The sequence below is a fragment of the Planomicrobium okeanokoites genome (assembly GCF_003428875.1).
In the GTDB taxonomy this organism is placed as follows: domain Bacteria; phylum Bacillota; class Bacilli; order Bacillales_A; family Planococcaceae; genus Planococcus; species Planococcus okeanokoites.
In genome coordinates, this window is the sequence record NZ_QQRS01000001.1 from 405,681 (window position 1) to 426,311 (window position 20,631).

Sequence of the window (20,631 nt, forward strand, 5' to 3'; positions counted from 1 at the left end):
TTTGCAGGTTTATTCATAAAGCTTTTTGTATTGTTCCATAAAATTCCGGTCAATCCGCTTTTTGAGCAGCCAGGGGACTTTTCCGTGTGCCGAAAAATCTCCATAAGTCAGAAAAGCTTCTCCGCCTCCTGTCGACAGAATCGAGACATAACGTTCCTGGGGAATGAATGCCTCCAGGCCAATGGAAGCGATTCGGCTTTTCAGATTACGCCAGAGGATGGGTCCTTGTCTTACCGCGTAAACGCCATTTTTCGGCAAGATCGGATAGCGTTGGATCGTTATGCAGTCGCCTGCACCGAAAATCTCAGGATAATGGACATTCTGTAAACATTCGTTTACTAGAAGAAATCCTGTGGGATCTGTGTCCAGTCCTGAATCCCGGAAGACCGGAAAACTTTTAGGCCCTGTTAGCCATAGGATTTCGGTTTGGGGAAAAAGCTGTCCGGAACTCGTGATAATTTCTTCAGGAGTAATTGTCTCCACAGATTCATTTGTGAAAAAAGACAAATCTTTCTGTCTGGCAATGGATTCAATTTTCCTGGAAATCCGTTTATGTAATCCGGCAAGGAGTGGTGTTGCACTGAATAATAGTGTGTTGGCCGGCAACTGCTGCTGCTTTCTCCAGGCATTGATGGAAAAAGCCAATTCAACCCCAGATGCACCGCCGCCCACTATTGCCGGAGTTTCAGTTTCACGTATTCGTCGCAATTGATCAGGAAACAGGAAATTCGGTTTTATGGCTGTTATATACGGTTTCATATCTGACGGCGCTCCCGAAGTGGAACCGATATCGAACGACACCAGATCATAGTCATAAATCGCTCCGTTGGCACCGGTAAGCTGTTTGGCAATTGCATTCACGGCAACTACCTGATCAGTCACAAATTCTGCTCCGACTTTTTCACAGATCCGTTTCAAATCGATGCGGATTTCTTCCTCGCTGTAGACGTCTTCAGTAAATCCGGAAAACATGCCTGAGTAGTATTGATGCCTTGATGGGGAAATTAAAAGGACGCGGCAGTTTGAAGGGAAGTCAGTTGCCAGCTGCTGAAGACAATGCAGATGGGCATGTCCGCCGCCAGTCAAAACCAGGGTTTTCATCTTATCGCCTCCATTCTATTTCAATATTTTGCGGGCTTCGGCCATCCGCTGAAGGATTGTAATGATTTGCATCGCCAAAAATATCAAAGTAATAACAGTTAAATATGTTGAAAAGGCAATCATTAGGGTAAACAGAATAAAACCTTCTGTTCTTTCAGCTAACCCCGCCTGATAATAGAAGGATTTCATCCCCTGCTTATCCGATAAGGCACCCACTGTAAGAAAAACAGTCATCGCGATTATGATGGACACACTCAACAGCAGCAATGCCCACATCGATTCGGGAAACCGGAATGCCAATCCAAGGATTACGCTGATTTCCACCATCCGGTCAAAACTGATGTCAAGCAGGGTCCCCCAGGCAGAGGGCTTCGTTTTTCGGGCCATCGTTCCGTCTACGACATCGAGATAGCCGGACAGCCATAGGGCGGCTATTGCTATCAATGGCTGGTCCAGGTAGATGAAAACACCCGTGGACAATCCGATGATAAAAGCGATTTTGGTAACAGAATCGGCAGTCAAGCCGCGTTTCAGTAAATAATCAGCCGTTTTTTCAACCATAGGCTGAACATGTTTTCGCGCATGTGTATCAAGCATAGAATCACCTTTTCATTGTCGGGTTGATTTCAGTATAGTATATCTCCTGACTTCAAACCCGCAATTTCACTTTTGAAGCCGGAGCCGCTTGAACAAGTGGCCGAGGGTAAATAAGAGCAAAAGTTCAGCCTTTATTGCTAAACTGAATTTATTACAGGAAAAGAAAGGAAATGGTTGAGATGGCAAAAATGTACGATATTGCAATAATCGGAGCAGGTGCAGCTGGACTGACTGCAGCATTTACAGCAGCTGGATTTTCGAAAAAAGTTGTATTGATCGATAAAAATCTGCCGGGCGGAGAATGCACATGGTCCGGCTGCATACCAAGCAAATCGCTGATCAACATTGCCGAAGAAGTTCACCACGCGAAAAAATACACCCCGGACCTGCAAGTGGACACGTCAGCCGTTCTGAAAAATATCCAGGATGTCATCCAAAAAGTCTATGCAGGTGAATCCCCCGAAGTGCTGAAAAAATCCGGCATCGATTTCGTCAACGGCTATGCCAAATTCGTCGGGCCGCATGCAGTGGAAGTGGAAGGTGAACGGATCGAAGCCAAAAAAATCATTCTTTCCACCGGCTCATCACCGATGGTTCCGCCGATTGAAGGGCTGGATCAAGTTTCTTATTTGACGAATGAAACCATTTTCAACTTGGATTCTTTCCCTGAAACGATGACCATTCTCGGTGGAGGTGCCATTGGGGTCGAATTGAGCCAGGCTTTAAACCGCCTCGGAGTGAAAGTGACGCTTGTGGAAAAATTCGAACGGATACTGCCGAAAGATGAAAAGGATCAAGTCCTCATGATCCAACAGCGCCTCATTGACGAAGGGGTGATCATCCACACGTCAGCGACCGCAGTCAAAGCGTCGCAGCAAGGCGGCCGGATTGATTTGACCATCGAAAAAGAAGGCAAGGAAACAACAATCACTAGCGAAGGGCTGTTAGTGGCGCTCGGACGTAAAGCGAATGTAGAAGGCTATGACCTTGAAATAGCTGGTGTGAAGTATGATTCAAAAAGTATCCACGTAGATGAACATATGGAAACTGCCGCTAAAGGAATCTATGCCATCGGAGATGTTACAGGACCTTATCAGCTGTCGCACATGGCAAATTACCAGGGCATAACTGCGACGCAGAACGCCATTTTGCCGATCAATAAAAAAATCGATTACGAAAATCTCACTTGGTGTACGTATACGGATCCCGAACTAGGCAGATCCGGTTTATCGGAAGAAGAAGCACGTGAAAAATATGGAAACGATATTCGTGTCTATGAACACGACTACGCTGAAATCGACCGCGCCAACACGAAAAAGGGCAGCATCGGCAGCGTGAAAATCATATTGGACAAAAAAGGCTATATTTTGGGCGCCAGCATACTGGGGGACCGTGCCGGAGAAATCATCAGCCAGATTCAAACCATCAAAGCCCTTCATATCAACATGGGGAAACTGTCTGGTGTCATTCACCCATATCCGACTTACAGTGAGGTTCTTGTGAAGATCGGCAAGAAAGTATATGTCGACAATCTTTTGAATCAACCCGTGGTCAAAACGTTCAATAAAGCAAGAGCCGGTGAATTGCCGGCGGAAAAAATCGGTATATATGGAGCCGCTGCGGCCGCAGGGATCGGAATTGCCAATATGGCCATCAAAAACAATGTGAAGCCAAAACTTGGAGTGAAGAATGGACGTCTGAAAGAAATGCCCATAACTCCGAATGCAGTGTCCTCGCAGACCAAATCAAAAGATAAATACGTCCAGGCATTCCCGTATATCGACAGCAGACAGCAAGCTAAAAAATGCCTGATCGGCATGCTCAAAGGGTACCAAGGTGTCGAAATAGTGCAAAACGAGGATAATTATATCCACGCAGTCGCCAAATCAAAAGTGTTCAAATTCAAAGATGATCTGGAATTCTACTTTAACGATGCCGCCCAGCAAATTGAGTTCCGTTCGGCTTCCAGAGTGGGTACTTCGGACGCTGGCGTCAACCGGAAACGGTATGAAGAAATGAGAAGAAGATATTTAAGCATCGCGTCACATAATAACCGCCGGTGAGCAGAAAAACGGTATTGCTTGTCCTGAAATGGCTGCTGTTGCTTAGCGGTATTATTGTCGCTGTCTGGCTGGGCCGTTCGGTATTTGAAGTGGATGCGGACCAATTGCGGATATGGATTGAATCTTTCGGGATTTGGGCGCCAGTGATCTATATCATCGCTTATACCGTCAGGCCTTTGATTTTTTTTCCCGCATCGCTGCTGTCGCTTGCCGGCGGACTGGTTTTCGGTGTATGGCTGGGTACTTTATACACAATCATCGGAGCGGTCAGTGGAGCAATGCTATCATATGCGGTTGCCAATGGGCTCGGCAAGAAAATCATCCAGAAGGAATGGGATGGCAAAGCCGCGAAAATCCAGTTGCAGATGGAACAGAACGGTTTCCTGTATGTATTGATCTTCCGGCTGATTCCCGTCATCAATTTTGATCTGATCAGTTACCTGGCAGCTTTTGCAAAAGTACGCTTCGTTTCATTCGCATCTGCCACATTGATCGGCATCATCCCCGGAACGTTCGCCTATAATTTTCTGGGCAGCAGCGCAGGCAGCGGAAGCCCGCGAATGATTCTGCTGGCGGCCAGTGTTTTTATTCTGCTGACGATCATCCCTGTATACATCCGGAAGCGCTGGATCGATAAACGGCAAGATGAACTCGAGTAAACATTCACTAAACGGTTTAGGAAGTGACAGCTATGATGATAAGAAAAATTACAGCGCCTGTGCTGCTGGGATTAACGATGGCGGCATGCTCGGCGCAGTCCAGTGAGGAGGCGGAGCGGGAGGAGGAAAATCTCCTAACCGCCGACTGGCAAGAGATTACAGATAAAGCCGAAGGGCAGGAAGTGAATATGTATATGTGGGGCGGAAATGACAATATCAATCGGTATTTGGATGATTGGGTGGCTCCACGGCTGAAGGAAATGCATGATATAGAACTTTCACGGGTTCCGGTGAGCGACGCCCAGGATTTTATCAATCAATTGCTCGATGAAAAAACAGCCGGCAAGACTGCCGGCAGCATGGATATCATTTGGATCAACGGTGAAAATTTCAAAGCCGCTAAAGACAATGAACTCCTGTTTGGCGATTTTTCAGGACAATTGCCTAATTTCAATTCGTACATAAATCCAGAGGCACCTGAGATTTCCCACGATTTCGGGGAACCGGTTGATGGCCTTGAGGCGCCATGGGGGAAAGCCCAGTTCGTTTTCGTACATGACGAACAAAAAGTCGGGACTCCGCCGAAATCAATGGAAGAACTGGCGGATTGGGTTGAAAAGAATCCGGGACAGTTCACCTACCCGGCGCTACCTGATTTTACCGGCAGTGCTTTTATCCGCAATGTGCTGTATGAAACAACCGGCGGACACGAACAATACGAACGGCCGGCAGCCCAAATCGAAGACCTGGAATCGCGATTGGAGCCGATGTGGGATTATTTGAATGATATTGAACCTTATTTATGGCGCAATGGGGAGACCTACCCGGAGAGCTTGTCAAAACTGGACCAGCTTTATGCGAGCGGGGAAGTGGCCATGACGATGAGTTACGATCCGGCCCTTGCCGCCAGCGAAGTGCTCAAAGGGCGTTTCCCGGAGTCTACCCGTACTTTCCTGTTGGATGCGGGCACACTGTCCAACACCCATTTTCTATCCATTCCATTCAACTCGTCCGATAAAGCAGGGGCGATGGTGGCCATCAATGAAATGATGTCGCCGGAAGCGCAGACCGCTAAATTATCGCCTGAAAACTGGGGCGATCTATCAGCGCTGGATCTGGAAAAATTATCGCCTGAACAGCAAGCGGCGATGAATAATGTGGAGCTCGGAGAAGCGACGCTTCCGTTGGAAGAACTGGAAAACAACCGGCTGCCTGAACTATCTTCGGATTATATAGAAATATTGGAAAAAGGGTGGATGGAAAATGTGGCGAAAGAGTAAACCATACCTTTTGCTGCTTCCAGCCACCGGCACTATTGTCCTCCTTTTTTTTGGAGGGCTTTTTGACGGTCTGCTGAAAAGCCTGGGTTATTTTCCTGCGATAGGTGAGCGCCAGTTGAACCTGGATGCTTATACGAATCTTTTGGCTTCAGACAGCTTTTGGGATTCCCTGGAACTGACTGTACGGGTGGCGGCGATTTCTTCATTATTAGCAGGACTGCTTGGCGGTCTATTGGCAATTGCGCTTTTCCTGCTGAACCAGTATTCGGAAGATGAAAATTCCAGATTGTGGCACCGCCTGTTTCAGCTGCCTTTGACTATCCCACATCTGGTTGCTGGTTATGTCATTGTCTTGTTATTCACGCAGAGCGGTGTCATTTCCAAGTTGTTGGCATCTGTCGGAATGATCGATGAAATGACGGACTTTCCCGTACTGGTCAACGATCCGTTCGGCTGGGGGATCATACTTGCCTATACATGGAAAGAAGTCCCTTTCGTCTTGCTGATGGTGTACCCTGTGCTGGCTAGAATCCAAAAATCGTGGCGTGAGGTATCCCGCGTCTACGGGGCAGGAAACTGGAATTTTATCCGGGAAATTGCCTTGCCGATCATGATGCCATCCTGGATCATTGCGGTATTCATCGTCTTCGTTTTTACATTTTCCGCTTTTGAAATCCCTTTTTTACTGGGGGTCACTTATCCGGGTATGCTGCCGGTCTATTCGTTCCAGCTTTATACAGATGGCTCATTGTCAGACCGTCCTGAAGCTTTGGCTGTGAATATTATTCTGGCATTGATGACTATTTGCCTCGGATTGGCCACTTATTATTTCAGCAAGCGCTGGAATGTCATGAAGGGGTGGGAATAATGAATACCACAATCTCCCCTTTAAAAATAATTTTATTTCTTTTGGGATTTGTAATCATCGGGTTGCCGTTTATCGCGTTATTGCTCTCAAGCCTGGCAGCAGGTTGGCGATGGCCGGATTTGATTCCAGCGTCTTTCAGTTTTCGGGCATGGGATTATATCCTTTTCGGCAGTGCCAGAACGTGGCAGTCCATCGGAACCAGTTTATTGATTGCATTGATTGTGACGATAGTGAATGTGGTCCTTGCGGTACCGGCCGCCAATGCATTGGTCCGCTTTCAATTCAGAGGGAAATGGCTGGCGGAGGCTATTCTATTCGCGCCTATTATCATCCCGCCGTTTGTAGCAGTCATGGGTATACATCTGACTTTCCTGCGGTTCGGCCTGACTGAAACCATCCTGGGTGTAGTGCTGGCGCATTTATCACCCACACTTCCTTATATGGTCCGGGCGGTGGTGATCAGTTACAGCACCTTATCAACGGAGAGGGAAAATCAGGCGCGAATGCTGGGAGCAGGACCTTTGCTCCGCTTCTACTATATCGTTTTGCCCCATTTGCTGCCTGGCATCGCAGCGGGAGCAAGCTTGAGCATTCTGATTTCCTTAAGCCAATACCTCATCACTTTCATCATCGGTTCAGGACAGGTTGTAACGCTGCCGATTCTGCTGTTTCCATTCATCAGCGGCGGTGATCCGGCTATTGGTTCGGCTTATTCATTGATGTTTGCAGGAATGGCCATTTTGGCTTTATTGTCATTGGACGTGGCATTGAAGAATTATTATAAGAAAAAAGGCGTCAGATCGAACGGGGAAGGAGGCGAATAAATGGCAAGTCTACATATCAATCAGATTGAGAAAAAGTTTGCACCGTCCAAAACCGGTCAGCAAGCGCCTTTCGCTCTTGGACCAATCGACCTCACTATTCGTGAAGGGGAGTTCTTCTCATTATTGGGCCCTTCAGGCTGCGGTAAAACGACGCTGCTCAAGCTCGTTGCAGGCTTAACTGAAGCGGATGCCGGAAACATCCTGTTCGGTGACAACGATCTTACAAAAGTGGCACCTGAAGCCAGAAGGTTCTCCATGATTTTTCAGCAGCCATTATTGTTTCCGCATATGACGATTGAAGAAAATGCGGCTTTTGGTTTGAAAATGCAGAAAATCGGCAAAAAAGAACGTCTTCTTGAAGCAAGGCGCATGCTGGCGATGACAGGGCTCAGCGGATTTGAACACCGATACCCCGATGAACTGAGCGGCGGACAACAGCAGCGGGTAGCATTGGCCAGGGCATTGGTTGCCAAGCCCCGGTTGCTGCTGATGGATGAACCGTTCAGTGCGCTTGATCCCGGCCTCCGCGAAGAGATGAGGGAACTGCTGGGCACGATTCAGCATGAACTCGGTGTCACGGTACTCTTTGTCACTCATGACCGCCAGGAAGCTTTTGAATTATCCGACCGCATCGGCATCATGGGCGGGGGACGGCTCCTCCAAGTCGGAACACCTGTGGATTTATATGAACGGCCCGAAAGTACAACGGTCGCTTCTTTTCTGGGCCTGAAAAATATTGTTGAAGGGACGGTCCATTCCCGTAACTTTGAATCACATGACGGGCAAATTAGCATCAATACCGGCCAGGAACTTGCCGATGGCAGGTATTGCCTGATTTTTCGGCCTGAAACATTGATGCCGGCGACTTTCGGCAATCAAGCAACTGTCCCGTCCGTTCAATTCACTGGAAAAGTGAGTAAATTGAAATTCAATCAGGGGACTTATGTGGCATTGGTGCAAGCTGGAGACGAAATGCTGGAATGCATGGTAACCCGTGACCAAGCTGAGAATATGGAAGTGGGACAATTGATCAAAATCTTTGTTAAGCAGAGTGATTTACAGTTTGTTGAATATTGATCCTGCTATCCGTCGATGAAATAAAGACAAAGCAGAAAAACAATTATATACAGAGAGTCGAAAAGCAATATCCTTCCAAAAGATCGGAAGGATATTGCTTTTTTCTTACTGAAAAGACGCTGTTACCAGTGATGAGCAGACCTATTAATACTAAAATCATTTAATCAAAATTATAGTTTCTTTTTAGGCATATTGTGCTATTATATGTAAGATATTTCATATTGAAGGGGAGAAAGAGATGAATCATTCGGCTATTCAGTCAAACAGAGAGACAGCTTATTTCATCATTAGTTTAGTTTTCAGCATTCTTATCTACGTTCTGGTTCTCATATCAGTGATAGGCATTGCCATTGCATTGGGCATTTTTGCTTTTCTTTTGTTTGCGAATGCACTCATGCTCGGGTCTATCCGGGGCAATGGCATCCGCGTACACGAACGGCAATTTCCGGATGTCTACGATAGCGTACAGTCACTTTCCAAACAAATCGGATTGAAAACTGTGCCGGACGTTTTTGTCATCCAATCAGAAGGGGCATTGAATGCTTTTGCGACACGCTTTTTCGGAAGGAATATGGTGGTGTTGTATTCGGAAGTTTTTGAATTGGCAAGAGAACAAGGGAAAGAGGAACTGGATTTTATCATTGCCCATGAATTGGCGCACATTAAACGCCGCCATGTCTGGAAAAATATCCTTCTTATGCCATCCGGCTTTATTCCGTTTCTGAGTCAGGCTTACAGCCGTTCCTGTGAATACACATGCGACCGCCATGCAGCATATCTTATACAAAATGCACCGGCAGCCAAACGTGCATTGACGCTTCTTGGCATCGGTAAAAAAATGTACGTGGAAGTGAACGACGATGCCTACCGTGAACAGATCCACACAGAATCAAATGGTTTTGTGTGGCTGAGCGAAGTGCTTTCTTCACATCCACGGCTGCCAAAGCGTATTCAAGCGATTCAACAGTTTGAAGGCAGTGGTGAACGCCTCTATACACCAAACCACGGGAAAATCATCTTTGGCATGATGCTGATCGGAGGAGCGGGGCTGGCTGTTTACTTTATCAGTATCCTGTTGCTGGCTGGGGGCACGCTTGTATTTTCTCAATTTGCCAATGAATTCCCAGAACCGAGTTTTATGGACGAACCTTATTATGATGAGGATTATGCATTAGAAGGGCAGACGGATTTGATGTCAGCTGCTTCAGCGGGAGATCTTGCAGGCATCAACAATGCCCTGGATGCTGGAGACGACATCCTGGCCCGTGATTCTGAAGGATCTGACGCACTGATGTACGCGGTGTATTCAAGCCAGGCTGACACCGTGGCCTATCTGCTGGAGGCTGGAGCAGATGCCAATACCGCTGATGACTACGCCACCGCATTGACCAATGCGATTATGTATGAGGACACTCAGACAGCGATGATCCTGATGGAATATGGCGCTGATCCATATCTTACAGGTCCAGACGGTATGAATGCTTTGGATTATTCAGGAGCATCGACGCCTGATGAGCTGTATGCAACGTTGCAATCCGGTGGATTTTAAAAGAAATAAAAAAGGAAGGCGCCCGAAGAGATGGCGACCTTCCTTTTCTGGTGCTTTAGTATTTATGATATAAGTTTTAAACCGACGGCTGATCCGAGGACCATTGAAATAAAGAGTATCCGTTTCCAGTCTTTAGCTTCATTATAAAAAAGCATACCGAGAATCGCGCCACCCGATGCGCCAATCCCCGTCCACACAGCATAAGCTGTACTCATCGGCAGCGACTCCATGGCAAATGATAAAAAAGCGAAGCTTAGCCCGAATCCGGTCAGAAGCAATAAAAAGCTTTGCCATTGCCGGTCATTATGCCATTTGTTAATCATTGCGACACCGGCCATTTCGAATAAACCGGCGGCAAGCAGTGAAAGCCAGGCCATTATGATTCAACTCCTTTTTCAGAATGGTCATCAGTGATCAGCTTCAAACCGATGACTCCAGCCAGCAAAACAGCTATCAACAGGATTTTGGGCAATTGGAGCGGTTCTCCAAAAAGAACGATATCCGCGAGCACTGTGCCTGCGGTGCCCATTCCGACAAATACAGCGTAAACCGTCCCTACTGGAAGTTTTCTGCCGGCCATGATCATGAGATAGAAGCTGATGACGATGGCAATAACAGTTCCTGTCCATGGCCAAAAACTTTCCGCGTGCTTCAATCCGATCACCCAGAAAACTTCAAAAAAAGCGGCAATATACACTTTGATCCATTCAACATTCATTTTAACGACCTCCATTTCCAATTAAAAAAGCCTGGGAGCAACTGATAAACAGTTTCTCCCAGGCTTTTGTCCTTCCGTGTCACAGCAAGCTGTGCATTTTCTCTCGGACCAGACCAAGCGGATACTTGCGGAACCCTAGAAAACTTTGTTTTCTATATGATTATTTAAAAGTATACACAGAATCGGCTTGAAGTGAAAGTGAAGCTGCTTTGTATATTTTTAGGATAAAAAAGAATATTGCGAGCAAGCGATGTAGTTGACGTCGGTAAAAGCACATGGTATGATTATCTCGAATTAAAGATATATGAATTACATTTAAAAGAGGTGAAAAACGTGGAAGTCACCAATCGCAATCTTAAGGCGGTTACCGTCATCATTCGAGCGGCAGATGCCATAAAAGAAGTCATCAAAAGCGATGCTGCCGATAACGGCATGAACCCGACTGAGTTCTCTGTTCTTGAATTGCTGTACCATCAGGGCAGACAGCCGATTCAATCAATCGGAAAAAAAGTGTTGATCGCCAGCAGCAGCATCACTTATGTTATAGATAAATTGGAAGTGAAGAAATATGTGCGTCGTTCCGAATGCTCTGAAGACCGGCGCGTCACTTACGCTCAATTGACCGAAGAAGGAATGGCATTGATGGAACGGATCTGGCCAGAGCACGAAACAAAAGTAAATGGCTTGTTTGAAGAATTGGATACAGATGAAACTGAAGCGATCATAAACGACTTGAAAAAAGTAGGCTATCAGGCGTTAAGAAGCTGACTTTATTATCTGCAGTCCGGTATAAATATATGAGGAGAGATAAATCTATGAATGAATTAAAAGGAATCCACCATGTAACAGCTATCACAAGCAGTGCTGAAAAGAATTATGAGTTTTTCACTTACGTATTGGGCATGCGGCTGGTGAAGAAAACTGTCAATCAGGATGACATCCAGACTTATCACCTATTCTTTGCCGACGACAAGGGTTCAGCAGGAACCGACATGACGTTTTTCGATTTCCCGGGCATTCCTAAAGGAACTCATGGAACGAATGAAATCTATAAGACCTCTTTCCGCGTGCCTACTGATGACGCTTTGGATTTTTGGGTAAAACGTTTTGATAAATATGAAGTGAAACATACAGGCATCAAGGAATTGTTCGGCAAGAAGACGGTATCCTTTTCCGATTTTGACGACCAGCAATATATGCTGGTATCAGATGAATTGAACGAAGGAGTGGAGGCGGGTACGCCGTGGCAGAATGGTCCTGTGCCACTGGAATTCGCCATAACTGGCTTGGGACCGATCCATATCCGGATCGCCCAATTTGATTATTTGAAAGAAGTGCTGGAAAAAGTGATGATGATGCGCGAAATCGCCAAAGAAGGTCCGCTGCATTTATTCGAAATGGGACAGGGCGGAAACGGAGCACAGGTCATCGTCGAGTATAATGCCATTCTGCCAGCCGGACAGCAGGGGTTCGGCACCGTGCACCATACAGCGTTCCGCGTCCATGATACCGCAGTACTGAATGAATGGATCGATCACATGCAGTCTGCTGGCTTCGGCACTTCGGGCTATGTCGACCGCTTCTTCTTCGAATCTCTGTACGCAAGAGTAGCACCAGGAATCCTCTTTGAATGGGCAACAGACGGCCCTGGCTTCCTGGGAGATGAACCTTACGAAACTTTAGGAGAAAAACTGAGCTTGCCGCCGTTCCTCGAAGCACAGCGTGAGCGGATTGAAAAAATGGTGCGGCCAATTGACACAGTGCGAAGCACACGCAATATCGAAAAGGAATATCTATAAGAGAAAGTTTCCTTTGAAATCTTTATCCGACAAAAAGATGCCTGATTGGCATCTTTTTTCATTGTCCAAAATAATATCTTTCTGTCCGATTTCCTGATAATTTCCATATTTTTTTAAAAAAATGTATGTTCTTCATATATGATTAAGAGAAAGACTTAGCGCAGGAGGAGAAGAAAGAATTTATGAAACTTTCATTTCTGCAAAATTGTTCGTAAAAACAGAGAGGGGAATTTTTAAATGATTTTACATACTGAAATTCAAGGGAGCGGTGAGGCGATCGTTTTTTTGCATACGGGGCTTCAAACTTCCAAAACCGATTTTATCCAGCAACAAGCTTTATTCAGTGAAAACTATCAAGTAATTACACCCGATTTGAGAGGACATGGGATGTCGGCCTCAATGGACATCAGCAATTTCTTCGAGGATTCTGCGAATGATCTGAACGAAACTTTTGAAAACCTGGGACTTGAATCAGTGCATTTAGCCGGTGCTTCTTTAGGGGCTCTTGTAGCAATCTATTTTGCCAAACGCTTTCCAGATAAAGTTAAAACCTTAATTTTATCTGGAGTGACGAAAGAGAAACCAAGCAATTGGAAAATTCTGCATCAGCAGGATGCAGATATGCAAGCCGGTCTATTGGATAACGCAGAAGCCGTTTCCTATTTTACGGAGCTGCACGGAGCAGGTTGGAAAAGGTTTATCAAACTGGGTCAATCTGAAGATTGGTATCCTTTTAATGAAACAAGTGATTTAAGCGCGATAGCTTGTCCCATATTAGTGATTGCTGGAGAAAGCAGTCCACACGAATGCCGCAGTGCTGTCGAATATAGCTCTGCACAAGAAAATATCCATATTTCCATTATTCCATTCGCTTCCCATCTGGTGCATAGCGAACAGCCTGAAGCATATTCAGAAGTGACGGGACGATTTCTATTAAATATATAGAAATTATAATGTGATTAGAGATTTCATCTCAAGCCGTATCGACATGGATAATGCAGTATTTAAAAAGGGGAAATGAAAGTTGAAGATCAGAAATTCAGCAAAAGCAGTTATTATTGAAAACGGAAAGATATTGCTGACAAAAAACGAAGACAGGGAAGGGTCTTTTTATCTTTTTCCTGGTGGTGGGCAAAATCACGGAGAAACTTTGACAGAGGCTTTGAAGAGGGAATGCCTCGAAGAAGCGGGAGCGGGTGTCGATGTAAAAGAACTGCTCCATATGCGAGAATACATCGGCAAAAATCATGAACACGCCTCTTTTGATTCAGCAGTCCACCAGATTGAATATTATTTCCGCTGCAAGCCTCATAGAGCAACACTGGAGTACTTGCCTCCGACGAACCCGGATTCTCACCAAGTAGGTGTTGTTTGGCTGCTGATTGAAGAGTTGGCGAACTACCGCATCTATCCCAAAGCAATTGTCCATCCATTGCAGCAGTTGGCAAAAGGAATCGATTCACCCATTTATCTGGGAGACGTTAATTGAATACGAAATAAAAAATCCGGTTTGCTTCTTTCAGCAAACCGGATTTTTAATGCAGAAACTATAAAAGGGGACGAGTGTGTCTGTTTATTTTTTAATATCCATTACCATGATGACATAGCCGATATTGGACTCGTTGTCCCAATCCAGAAAAATTTCCTGTATCCGTTTCTCAAAGACAGATTCGAATCCCGCTGCTTCGAGCATCGAACGCTCAAGCGGCCGTTTGGTATATTTCAGGATTTCACTATGGCCATTCCTGATCAACGCTTTTTCAATTTCGGTTAAGACGCCCGACCAACAAATCAACAATGTCCGGTCATTGACCCAATATGTATCTGTCTGATGGAGATTACGCTGTAATGTTTTACAAACTTGTTCAAGTTTCATATCAAAGATGACTTTGTCATACTCCGATGGCCATTCGAAATTAAGGGGGTCAGCCTTTTCAGAAGAAACGGCGAGAAATGTACCGGTCTCAAAATCAAGATTCCAGTCAACATAAAATTCATCGATTGTCCATCCCACAATTTCCATCAATTGTCGGCGAATAATGGGTTTCAAGTCCTGAACCAATAAATTCCGTGTCTCCAATACACGTTTCCATTCATTTTGCTTCAAAAGGATTTTCTCCATCGTGGTTGTAAAACCTCTGAAATGCATAATGATAAAAGGTCGTTTAATCGTTACATAAACAGAAGTAGGACCTTTACCAAAATGTTTCCGCAACAGCGTCGATATAAATCCGCCTACTTCTGTTTCAATACTTCTTTCTTTGAGCATGAGATGCAGTTCCTTTCCACCTAGCAATTGTATGGCATAAGTATCCGATGCAATAAGCCGAAAATAATTCCATTTATGACTGTAATTTTTAAGAAGTAGAACGTTTCAGGATCAACACCATATAACTGTATTCCTGATGAAAATCCCAATCGACAAATATCTCTTCAACGGGGCTGGGCAAGAAATGGTCCAGGTTGAAGAATTTTGTAATCCTGTATTCCAATGGCCTTTTAGCCAGCTTTAATTTGTCAGTTGCACCATTTTTAATCAATTGTTTCTCTATTTCCACCAGTATGCCGGTCCGTTTAATCAAGAGAATATCGCTGTTCAGCCAAAACAACTCTGTTTTTTCCGGTTTCTTCTGTGTAAGTGAGCTGTTCATTTCGATAATATCTTTTATGGGTCCTTCAAGTACGCCAAGAGGAGCGGAAAAGTCGCTTTCAGCATCAGTGTTGCCGGCAATTACCAGCAGCAATGCACTTTCCTTATCCAAATTCCAATCGAAGAATAGTTCTTTTCCTTTAAAGTCAGAAACTGAGCCAAGACCTTCAAGAAAATCATTCTTCAATGAATTCATCATTAAATCTCTGCTCTCAAGCACCCGTTTGTTTTCCTGGCGATCGAGCAGCATCTTTTCAGGAGGCAATAAAAAACCGTTTAAATGAATCAACAGGTAGGGAGGGTGAAATTGTACTTCCATTTCTTCAGGGTTTTCGCCGAAATGGTCTTTCAGAAACTTTGATATATAGCTTGAAATCTGTGACTGAACAGCCTGACTCTCAGGCATAAGCAACACTCCTTTTATAACAAATGGGGACAAGCGGACAGATCAAACAAGTTCTCAAACAAAAAACAACGTTCAATTAAATTTTTGAACAAAAAAAAACGCCAAAAAAGAATGTTCCATTCCTTTTTGGCGTTATTGTCAGCTCTATTGTCTGAAATACTCTGCCTGATTCATATAGCGCAATGTTGGGAAGAAGTCGAAGTGCCGGACTGTTCCCACACCCTTGTTTAATTACTTTTATAAGTCTACTATACAGAATCTCTTTATTCTTGTAAAGAAAGTCAAAATAGCCCAGATCTATTTACAGTGCCGGCGAAATATTATCAACTGATCGACTTTTTATGGAGTTTAGTAGGAGCGGAAACACAATTTGTACACTTTGAATAGTTTTCGTCTTCAATCAGCCGCTTCACATAGGCAGGGCAGTTCGTAAATTCCCTGTATGCAATCGGGGTTGAAACAAACCCGCAGGAATCTCCTGCAAATTGCTGAGAGTGTATGCGTTTACTCTTGTGGTCGATAAAATACTTCATATTTTTCACTCCTTCAGCTGGCCGAAAAATAACGCCGAAAAGAATAAAATCCTTTTCGGCGTTATCGTCAGCGCTAATGTCTGGGATACACAACCAGGTTGATTTATATGAGGGGCAGCCGCCGCTGTTGCAAAAAAGGAAGGCCTTTTTTCTGGTATTTTGTAGCTGTAACTAAACAATAACCATTTGTTGATGTAAAGTAAAGAAAATATTAAATATTTGATAAATTTAATTGGGTTTAACTCTTAAGAATTGGCGTCATCCGAAATTTGCTGCTGAAGACCATCGACATCTGTAAACTGGATGCTTCCGATTTTACCTTTTTCGGGTACAATTGCCTTGCCCATCAGGTTATATACATTCGATCCGCCTGTGGGATCGGTATATTCGACTTCTGCGGAGAACGAGTAATTTGTCGAAGTATTTTCACTTTGTTCGATGTCCAGATCCAATAATTCCATTTCATAATTCCGCTGATTGTCCATAGCGAAGAAATAATGGAAATCCATGGGCTGGACTTTGAAGTTGTCGAAGCCATTGTCTGTGAAGTATGGTTTGAATTGCTTCTCGATGTATTCATCATAGGCAAGTAATTCAAGAGTACCTTCCATGGGATCGCTGGTAAGTTCAGTATCTGCAGCATAGACTTCCTCCATACGCTGCCATTTCGCATAAACGATGTCGAAGAACTCATCTTCAGGTTTATTCAATTGTGTGTTCAGCACTTCTTCAATCGCTTCCACATCTGTAGGAGGCCCCGCAGTTTCCGGAGGATCATTCAGGAATGAGAAAACGAGGAAACAGGTGACTGCAACAAGTGCGACGGAGATGACAGCAGGCATTACAGGATAGGAGCGTTTCTTTTGCATCCGGTTCTGCAGCTTTAGATACGTCGCTTTTTTCAGTTCTTGAGAACGTTCAATATTATTCAATTCCTTGAAAAGCTGATCCTGGTTTTTAGAAAGATTCATGAATAACGCCATCCTTTCCCGCTAATTCTTGCTTCAAAGCATCCATTGCCCGACCGGATTTCGTTTTCACTTTAGCTTCCGTCCAGCCCAGTATGTATGCCGTGTCTCTGATTGATAATTCCTGGATTCTCCGAAGGATGATGACATCCCGATAATCTTTTTTAAGGCCATTAATGGCATTATGCAACTCCATCACTTGTTCTTTCCGTTCTGCTGAAGCTTCCGGTGCGATGGATGCAGCTTCCTGATCATATTCATCGCCCCATGAAAAAAAGCGGACGACCCGTTTCCTGCGGAAATGATCATATGTGACATTCCGTGCGATTTTCAGCAGCCAGGTGACAGGGGAAGCTTCTTCATTGAATGAAGACAAGCCTTTGAAAGCTTTATAAAATGTTTCCTGTGTAAGATCTTCCGCATTTTCCTTATTGCGGACTAACAGAAAAATATATCGGTAAACGCGATCACTGTTCACGATTTTCGCCTCCTTATACAAGGATAGACGAACATCCCACATGAAAGTATCGTTTTATAACCATTTTTTCAATTCTTTTACAGACATCAGCTGCAAAATCCTATAGAGAATTACACTTGGTTTAAAAATAATAGAGGAAGGAAATTTATAATACACGAGGTGGTTCTATGTGGGAATTTGCATTTATAGCACTCTATGCAGTGATTATTGCATTGGTTATTGAAATTGGAGTCATTCTTTTTCATATGACCGGTCTGGAAAAGGAAATTGCCCGCTATCAAGTCATCTCGATGTTGACTGGAACCGGGTTTACGACGCAAGAATCCGCATTGATTATTGATCATCCGATACGGAGAAGAATCAGCAGCGGTTTAATTTTATTCGGTTATTTCTCTTTGGCCGTAATCATATCTTCAATCGCCACGATCCTTTCAAATGACCTGCGAATAGAACTGCTGTTGATCATTATCGGGATTCTATTCGTATTTTTATTTATATTCAAGAATAAATCGGTCTTTAACAGATTGGAGGATCGTTTTGAGCATGAGATGGACACCGAATACAACCTGGAAGATTGGCCTATGAAGACAGCGCTTGCCCTTGACGAAGAAGAAATGGTAGCCATTATTCAAATAAAACATGGATCCGATTATATCGGTCAGAAGGGAAGGACGTTGGTCGAGGAAAGTCTGGACGTTGTCCTCCTGATCATAAGAAGGGGAGACGAAATCCTGCGTTTCGATCTATTCGAAGTGGAACTGCAGGAAGGGGATAAAATCATGATCATCGGAAAAGAAGACCATATCAAAGAGAGGTACAAAGAGATGCTGTCGGAAGATGAAACTTAATTGAGAGTGAGAAACCCTTAACAATAGAAATGAATTTATAATAAAGGTTTAAATGGCTGCTCCTCTTTTCGAAGTGGAGCAGCCATTTAGTGGTTAGTATTGCCCCTTGAAAGGGAATGAAATGAAAGAACATTTAAAGTCATCGACTGTTATTCAAAGACTTAAAGGAGTGGTCCGATGTTTGATAAAAAAGCGGGAGCATACGTTACAGACTTACTGAAGGAATGGAAAGCAGATCATATCTACGGGATGCCTGGTGACTCAATCAATGAATTCATGGAAGAATTACGGAAAGAAGATGACATCCGGTTTATCCAGATCCGTCACGAAGAAACAGGTGCGCTCGCTGCTGCAGCACATGCCAAACTGACCGGCAAAATCGGCGTCTGCATGTCGATTGCGGGACCGGGAGCGGTCCATCTGCAAAATGGCTTGTATGACGCGAAAAAAGACAAAGTACCGGTGCTGGCGATTGTCGGACAGGTAAGCAGTGATTTAGTCGGCACGGATAATTTCCAGGAATTGAAGCTGGAATCGATGTTTGAGCAGGTGGCTGTATACAATAGGCGGGTACAGACAGCTGAACAGCTGCCGGATATGCTGAATCAGGCAATCAGGACTGCGTACGCAGAAAATGGTCCGGCTATACTGATTGTTTCGGATGATCTGTTCAGTACGAAGATAAAATATGAAAAGCCCATGACATCAGCATTGTATTCGCAGCCTAATATAAGAGCGGCGGCAGAAGACCTTGAAAAGGCTGCAGATCTGATTAATTCAGCAAAAAAACCTGTCATTTTAGCTGGCAAAGGGGCTAAAGGTGCAGTTGCCGAGTTATTGATGTTTGCTGAAGAAATTAAAGCGCCGTTAATCGCTTCATTTCCTTCTAAAGGCCTGATTCCCGACGAGCATCCCAATCATATGGGGCATCTCGGGCAATTAGGGACTGAACCGGCCAAGGAAGTGATGAAGGAAGCGGATCTTCTGATATTAGCAGGTACTGCCTATCCATACCGGGATTATTTGCCAAATGATGCACCGGCCATTCAGATAGATATCGATCCGGCTGTAATCGGTAAATATTATCCGGCAACTATTGGCATTGCCAGTGAATTGGAACCGGTCATGGCTTGGTTTATTGATAATATCAAGCCTAAAAGTGATGATTTTCTTAAAAAATCTCAAGAAAAGCGTGATAAATGGGACGAAAAATTGGGGCAGGAGATGGCCAAAGAGACGGAGCAGCTGCAGCCGCAGCATGTAATGGCAGAAGTGCAGCGAATTTTGGCGCCTGGAGCAGTCGTTTCGCTTGATGTAGGAAGTGTGACATTGTGGTCAGCGCGTTATTTAAAGCTTACAGATCAAAAAATGATTGTATCTGCGTGGATAGCGACGATGGGCTGTGGTTTGCCTGGCGCAATAGCCGGGAAATTGGCGTATCCGGATAAACAGGTAATCGCATTGATCGGTGACGGCGGATTTTCAATGGGTATGCAAGACTTCGTTACAGCAGTTAAATACGATCTGCCAATCATCATAGTGATTTTGAATAACCAGAAAATCCAGTTGATCGAAACGGAACAGAAAGAAATGGGGAATAAACCGACGAATATCGAATTGGCAAATATTGATTTCGCGATGATTGCTGAAGCTTGCGGCGGTATTGGCTATACAGCTAAAAACCGGCATGAACTGAAAGAAGCGCTGGATATGGCTAAAGCCGGCAACAAAGCTGCAGTAATTGATGCGTATGTGGAAGATATTGATTTTGAGACGATGTAAAATTAGATATGAGATGTATTAAGAAAATTTTAAGAAGCAGTCAGTATCAATAAAGAAAACTTAAACACAAAACGGAATTGCTGATCGTAAACAAAGCAATTTCGTTTTTTATTTTGAGACAAGATTTGAATTCAATTCAGTAATGAGCTATCAAAAAGATAAAAACTGCGGCGTATTCAAATGAACGAAAACACATTGATAATCAATAAGATGAAATCAAGCCTGATTTGGCTAAAAAATCGCTTTCGTCTCAATATAATGAGTATACTTATGTTTTGATACTAAACTTCCTATAATTTATATTATGTAAACTTAATTATATTTTTACTTCAAACACCTAGTGATGCTCCTCTTCTCACTTTGCCTTCACTTGTCTATTGCTACTGCGCCTCTTTATAACTTAAAAGCACACAAACCACATTTATTAGCGG

Annotated in this window: 22 protein-coding genes and 1 riboswitch; of the genes, 13 read left to right on the top strand and 9 right to left on the bottom strand. The window is 44.2% G+C overall.

Translation table 11 applies throughout. The annotated features are described in order from the left end of the window. Positions 1–9: 9 nt before the first annotated feature. Positions 10–1,101: an FAD-dependent oxidoreductase gene (locus D2910_RS02080; protein WP_117312234.1), complete on the bottom strand. Its 1,092-nt coding sequence runs from the start codon at positions 1,099–1,101 to the stop codon at positions 10–12. Between the two features lie 15 nt (positions 1,102–1,116). Then, positions 1,117–1,698 carry a CDP-alcohol phosphatidyltransferase family protein gene (locus tag D2910_RS02085; RefSeq protein ID WP_117312235.1) on the bottom strand — a complete coding sequence of 194 codons (582 nt, stop codon included), beginning with the start codon at positions 1,696–1,698 and terminating at the stop codon, positions 1,117–1,119. Positions 1,699–1,877: 179 nt separating this feature from the next. Here D2910_RS02085 and D2910_RS02090 point away from each other — a divergent pair, with 179 nt between their 5' ends. The 7 genes from D2910_RS02090 to D2910_RS02120 all read left to right on the top strand — a co-directional run bounded on the left by D2910_RS02090 (position 1,878) and on the right by D2910_RS02120 (position 10,018). Continuing rightward, on the top strand, positions 1,878–3,761 hold the full coding sequence (locus tag D2910_RS02090; RefSeq protein ID WP_117312584.1) for an FAD-dependent oxidoreductase: 1,884 nt from the start codon (positions 1,878–1,880) through the stop codon (positions 3,759–3,761). Beyond that, positions 3,758–4,420 (top strand): TVP38/TMEM64 family protein, encoded by a 663-nt coding sequence (locus D2910_RS02095; protein WP_117312236.1) that lies wholly within the window; start codon positions 3,758–3,760, stop codon positions 4,418–4,420. The genes D2910_RS02090 and D2910_RS02095 overlap by 4 nt, the downstream gene beginning before the upstream one ends. 32 nt (positions 4,421–4,452) lie before the next feature. Then, on the top strand, positions 4,453–5,700 hold the full coding sequence (locus D2910_RS02100; RefSeq protein ID WP_240633533.1) for an ABC transporter substrate-binding protein: 1,248 nt from the start codon (positions 4,453–4,455) through the stop codon (positions 5,698–5,700). Further along, positions 5,684–6,568 carry an ABC transporter permease gene (locus D2910_RS02105; protein ID WP_117312237.1) on the top strand — a complete coding sequence of 295 codons (885 nt, stop codon included), beginning with the start codon at positions 5,684–5,686 and terminating at the stop codon, positions 6,566–6,568. Before D2910_RS02100 ends, D2910_RS02105 begins: the two co-directional genes overlap by 17 nt. After that, positions 6,568–7,392 (top strand): ABC transporter permease, encoded by an 825-nt coding sequence (locus D2910_RS02110; RefSeq protein ID WP_117312238.1) that lies wholly within the window; start codon positions 6,568–6,570, stop codon positions 7,390–7,392. The genes D2910_RS02105 and D2910_RS02110 overlap by 1 nt, the downstream gene beginning before the upstream one ends. Continuing rightward, entirely contained in the window at positions 7,393–8,469 is a 1,077-nt protein-coding gene (locus D2910_RS02115) for an ABC transporter ATP-binding protein (protein WP_117312239.1), read from the top strand. A gap of 238 nt (positions 8,470–8,707) precedes the next feature. Beyond that, a complete protein-coding gene (locus tag D2910_RS02120; protein WP_117312240.1) occupies positions 8,708–10,018 on the top strand; it encodes a M48 family metallopeptidase in 1,311 nt (436 codons plus the stop codon). 62 nt (positions 10,019–10,080) lie between these two features. On the opposite strand, the gene D2910_RS02125 is transcribed toward D2910_RS02120, so the two are convergent. Both D2910_RS02125 and D2910_RS02130 read right to left on the bottom strand, forming a co-directional pair. Next, on the bottom strand, positions 10,081–10,395 hold the full coding sequence (locus tag D2910_RS02125) for a DMT family transporter (protein WP_117312241.1): 315 nt from the start codon (positions 10,393–10,395) through the stop codon (positions 10,081–10,083). Beyond that, positions 10,395–10,736 (bottom strand): DMT family transporter, encoded by a 342-nt coding sequence (locus D2910_RS02130; RefSeq protein WP_117312242.1) that lies wholly within the window; start codon positions 10,734–10,736, stop codon positions 10,395–10,397. The genes D2910_RS02125 and D2910_RS02130 overlap by 1 nt, the downstream gene beginning before the upstream one ends. A 53-nt stretch (positions 10,737–10,789) precedes the next feature. Next, positions 10,790–10,886: riboswitch (guanidine-I (ykkC/yxkD leader) on the bottom strand. Between the two features lie 183 nt (positions 10,887–11,069). Here D2910_RS02130 and D2910_RS02135 point away from each other — a divergent pair. From D2910_RS02135 to D2910_RS02150, 4 genes are all read left to right on the top strand, one after another. Continuing rightward, a complete protein-coding gene (locus D2910_RS02135) occupies positions 11,070–11,504 on the top strand; it encodes a MarR family winged helix-turn-helix transcriptional regulator (RefSeq protein WP_117312243.1) in 435 nt (144 codons plus the stop codon). Between the two features lie 47 nt (positions 11,505–11,551). Further along, positions 11,552–12,535 carry a ring-cleaving dioxygenase gene (locus D2910_RS02140; RefSeq protein ID WP_117312244.1) on the top strand — a complete coding sequence of 328 codons (984 nt, stop codon included), beginning with the start codon at positions 11,552–11,554 and terminating at the stop codon, positions 12,533–12,535. A gap of 237 nt (positions 12,536–12,772) precedes the next feature. Beyond that, positions 12,773–13,480, top strand: a complete 708-nt coding sequence (locus tag D2910_RS02145) for an alpha/beta fold hydrolase (protein ID WP_117312245.1) — start codon at positions 12,773–12,775, stop codon at positions 13,478–13,480. Between the two features lie 79 nt (positions 13,481–13,559). After that, a complete protein-coding gene (locus tag D2910_RS02150) occupies positions 13,560–14,024 on the top strand; it encodes an NUDIX domain-containing protein (protein WP_117312246.1) in 465 nt (154 codons plus the stop codon). An 84-nt stretch (positions 14,025–14,108) separates the two neighbouring features. Here D2910_RS02150 and D2910_RS02155 read toward each other — a convergent pair whose 3' ends face one another. From D2910_RS02155 to D2910_RS02175, 5 genes are all read right to left on the bottom strand, one after another. Further along, complete coding sequence (locus tag D2910_RS02155; RefSeq protein WP_117312247.1) at positions 14,109–14,804, bottom strand: Na-translocating system protein MpsC family protein; 696 nt, start codon at positions 14,802–14,804, stop codon at positions 14,109–14,111. Between the two features lie 88 nt (positions 14,805–14,892). Further along, positions 14,893–15,591 carry a Na-translocating system protein MpsC family protein gene (locus D2910_RS02160; protein ID WP_117312248.1) on the bottom strand — a complete coding sequence of 233 codons (699 nt, stop codon included), beginning with the start codon at positions 15,589–15,591 and terminating at the stop codon, positions 14,893–14,895. Positions 15,592–15,914: 323 nt separating this feature from the next. Beyond that, positions 15,915–16,124, bottom strand: coding sequence for a hypothetical protein (locus D2910_RS02165; protein ID WP_117312249.1), 210 nt, complete (start codon positions 16,122–16,124; stop codon positions 15,915–15,917). A gap of 245 nt (positions 16,125–16,369) precedes the next feature. Further along, on the bottom strand, positions 16,370–17,095 hold the full coding sequence (locus D2910_RS02170) for a hypothetical protein (RefSeq protein ID WP_117312250.1): 726 nt from the start codon (positions 17,093–17,095) through the stop codon (positions 16,370–16,372). Beyond that, positions 17,082–17,570 carry an RNA polymerase sigma factor gene (locus tag D2910_RS02175; protein ID WP_240633534.1) on the bottom strand — a complete coding sequence of 163 codons (489 nt, stop codon included), beginning with the start codon at positions 17,568–17,570 and terminating at the stop codon, positions 17,082–17,084. Before D2910_RS02175 ends, D2910_RS02170 begins: the two co-directional genes overlap by 14 nt. A gap of 167 nt (positions 17,571–17,737) precedes the next feature. On the opposite strand from D2910_RS02175, the gene D2910_RS02180 reads away from it, so the two are divergent. Both D2910_RS02180 and D2910_RS02185 read left to right on the top strand, forming a co-directional pair. After that, positions 17,738–18,418 carry a TrkA C-terminal domain-containing protein gene (locus D2910_RS02180; protein WP_117312252.1) on the top strand — a complete coding sequence of 227 codons (681 nt, stop codon included), beginning with the start codon at positions 17,738–17,740 and terminating at the stop codon, positions 18,416–18,418. A gap of 177 nt (positions 18,419–18,595) precedes the next feature. Further along, positions 18,596–20,200, top strand: a complete 1,605-nt coding sequence (locus D2910_RS02185) for a pyruvate oxidase (protein WP_117312253.1) — start codon at positions 18,596–18,598, stop codon at positions 20,198–20,200. The last annotated feature ends 431 nt before the right edge of the window (positions 20,201–20,631 follow it).

Excerpts from the sequence above, each read along its gene's own strand:
- D2910_RS02080 (WP_117312234.1), bottom strand. The coding sequence starts at position 1,101 with ATGAAAACCCTGGTTTTGACTGGCGGCGGACATGCCCATCTGCATTGT.
- D2910_RS02085 (WP_117312235.1), bottom strand. The coding sequence starts at position 1,698 with ATGCTTGATACACATGCGCGAAAACATGTTCAGCCTATGGTTGAAAAA.
- D2910_RS02090 (WP_117312584.1), top strand. The coding sequence starts at position 1,878 with ATGGCAAAAATGTACGATATTGCAATAATCGGAGCAGGTGCAGCTGGA.
- D2910_RS02100 (WP_240633533.1), top strand. The coding sequence starts at position 4,453 with ATGATGATAAGAAAAATTACAGCGCCTGTGCTGCTGGGATTAACGATG.
- D2910_RS02105 (WP_117312237.1), top strand. The coding sequence starts at position 5,684 with ATGTGGCGAAAGAGTAAACCATACCTTTTGCTGCTTCCAGCCACCGGC.
- D2910_RS02110 (WP_117312238.1), top strand. The coding sequence starts at position 6,568 with ATGAATACCACAATCTCCCCTTTAAAAATAATTTTATTTCTTTTGGGA.
- D2910_RS02115 (WP_117312239.1), top strand. The coding sequence starts at position 7,393 with ATGGCAAGTCTACATATCAATCAGATTGAGAAAAAGTTTGCACCGTCC.
- D2910_RS02120 (WP_117312240.1), top strand. The coding sequence starts at position 8,708 with ATGAATCATTCGGCTATTCAGTCAAACAGAGAGACAGCTTATTTCATC.
- D2910_RS02125 (WP_117312241.1), bottom strand. The coding sequence starts at position 10,395 with ATGGCCTGGCTTTCACTGCTTGCCGCCGGTTTATTCGAAATGGCCGGT.
- D2910_RS02130 (WP_117312242.1), bottom strand. The coding sequence starts at position 10,736 with ATGAATGTTGAATGGATCAAAGTGTATATTGCCGCTTTTTTTGAAGTT.
- D2910_RS02140 (WP_117312244.1), top strand. The coding sequence starts at position 11,552 with ATGAATGAATTAAAAGGAATCCACCATGTAACAGCTATCACAAGCAGT.
- D2910_RS02145 (WP_117312245.1), top strand. The coding sequence starts at position 12,773 with ATGATTTTACATACTGAAATTCAAGGGAGCGGTGAGGCGATCGTTTTT.
- D2910_RS02155 (WP_117312247.1), bottom strand. The coding sequence starts at position 14,804 with ATGCTCAAAGAAAGAAGTATTGAAACAGAAGTAGGCGGATTTATATCG.
- D2910_RS02160 (WP_117312248.1), bottom strand. The coding sequence starts at position 15,591 with ATGCCTGAGAGTCAGGCTGTTCAGTCACAGATTTCAAGCTATATATCA.
- D2910_RS02165 (WP_117312249.1), bottom strand. The coding sequence starts at position 16,124 with ATGAAGTATTTTATCGACCACAAGAGTAAACGCATACACTCTCAGCAA.
- D2910_RS02170 (WP_117312250.1), bottom strand. The coding sequence starts at position 17,095 with ATGAATCTTTCTAAAAACCAGGATCAGCTTTTCAAGGAATTGAATAAT.
- D2910_RS02180 (WP_117312252.1), top strand. The coding sequence starts at position 17,738 with ATGTGGGAATTTGCATTTATAGCACTCTATGCAGTGATTATTGCATTG.
- D2910_RS02185 (WP_117312253.1), top strand. The coding sequence starts at position 18,596 with ATGTTTGATAAAAAAGCGGGAGCATACGTTACAGACTTACTGAAGGAA.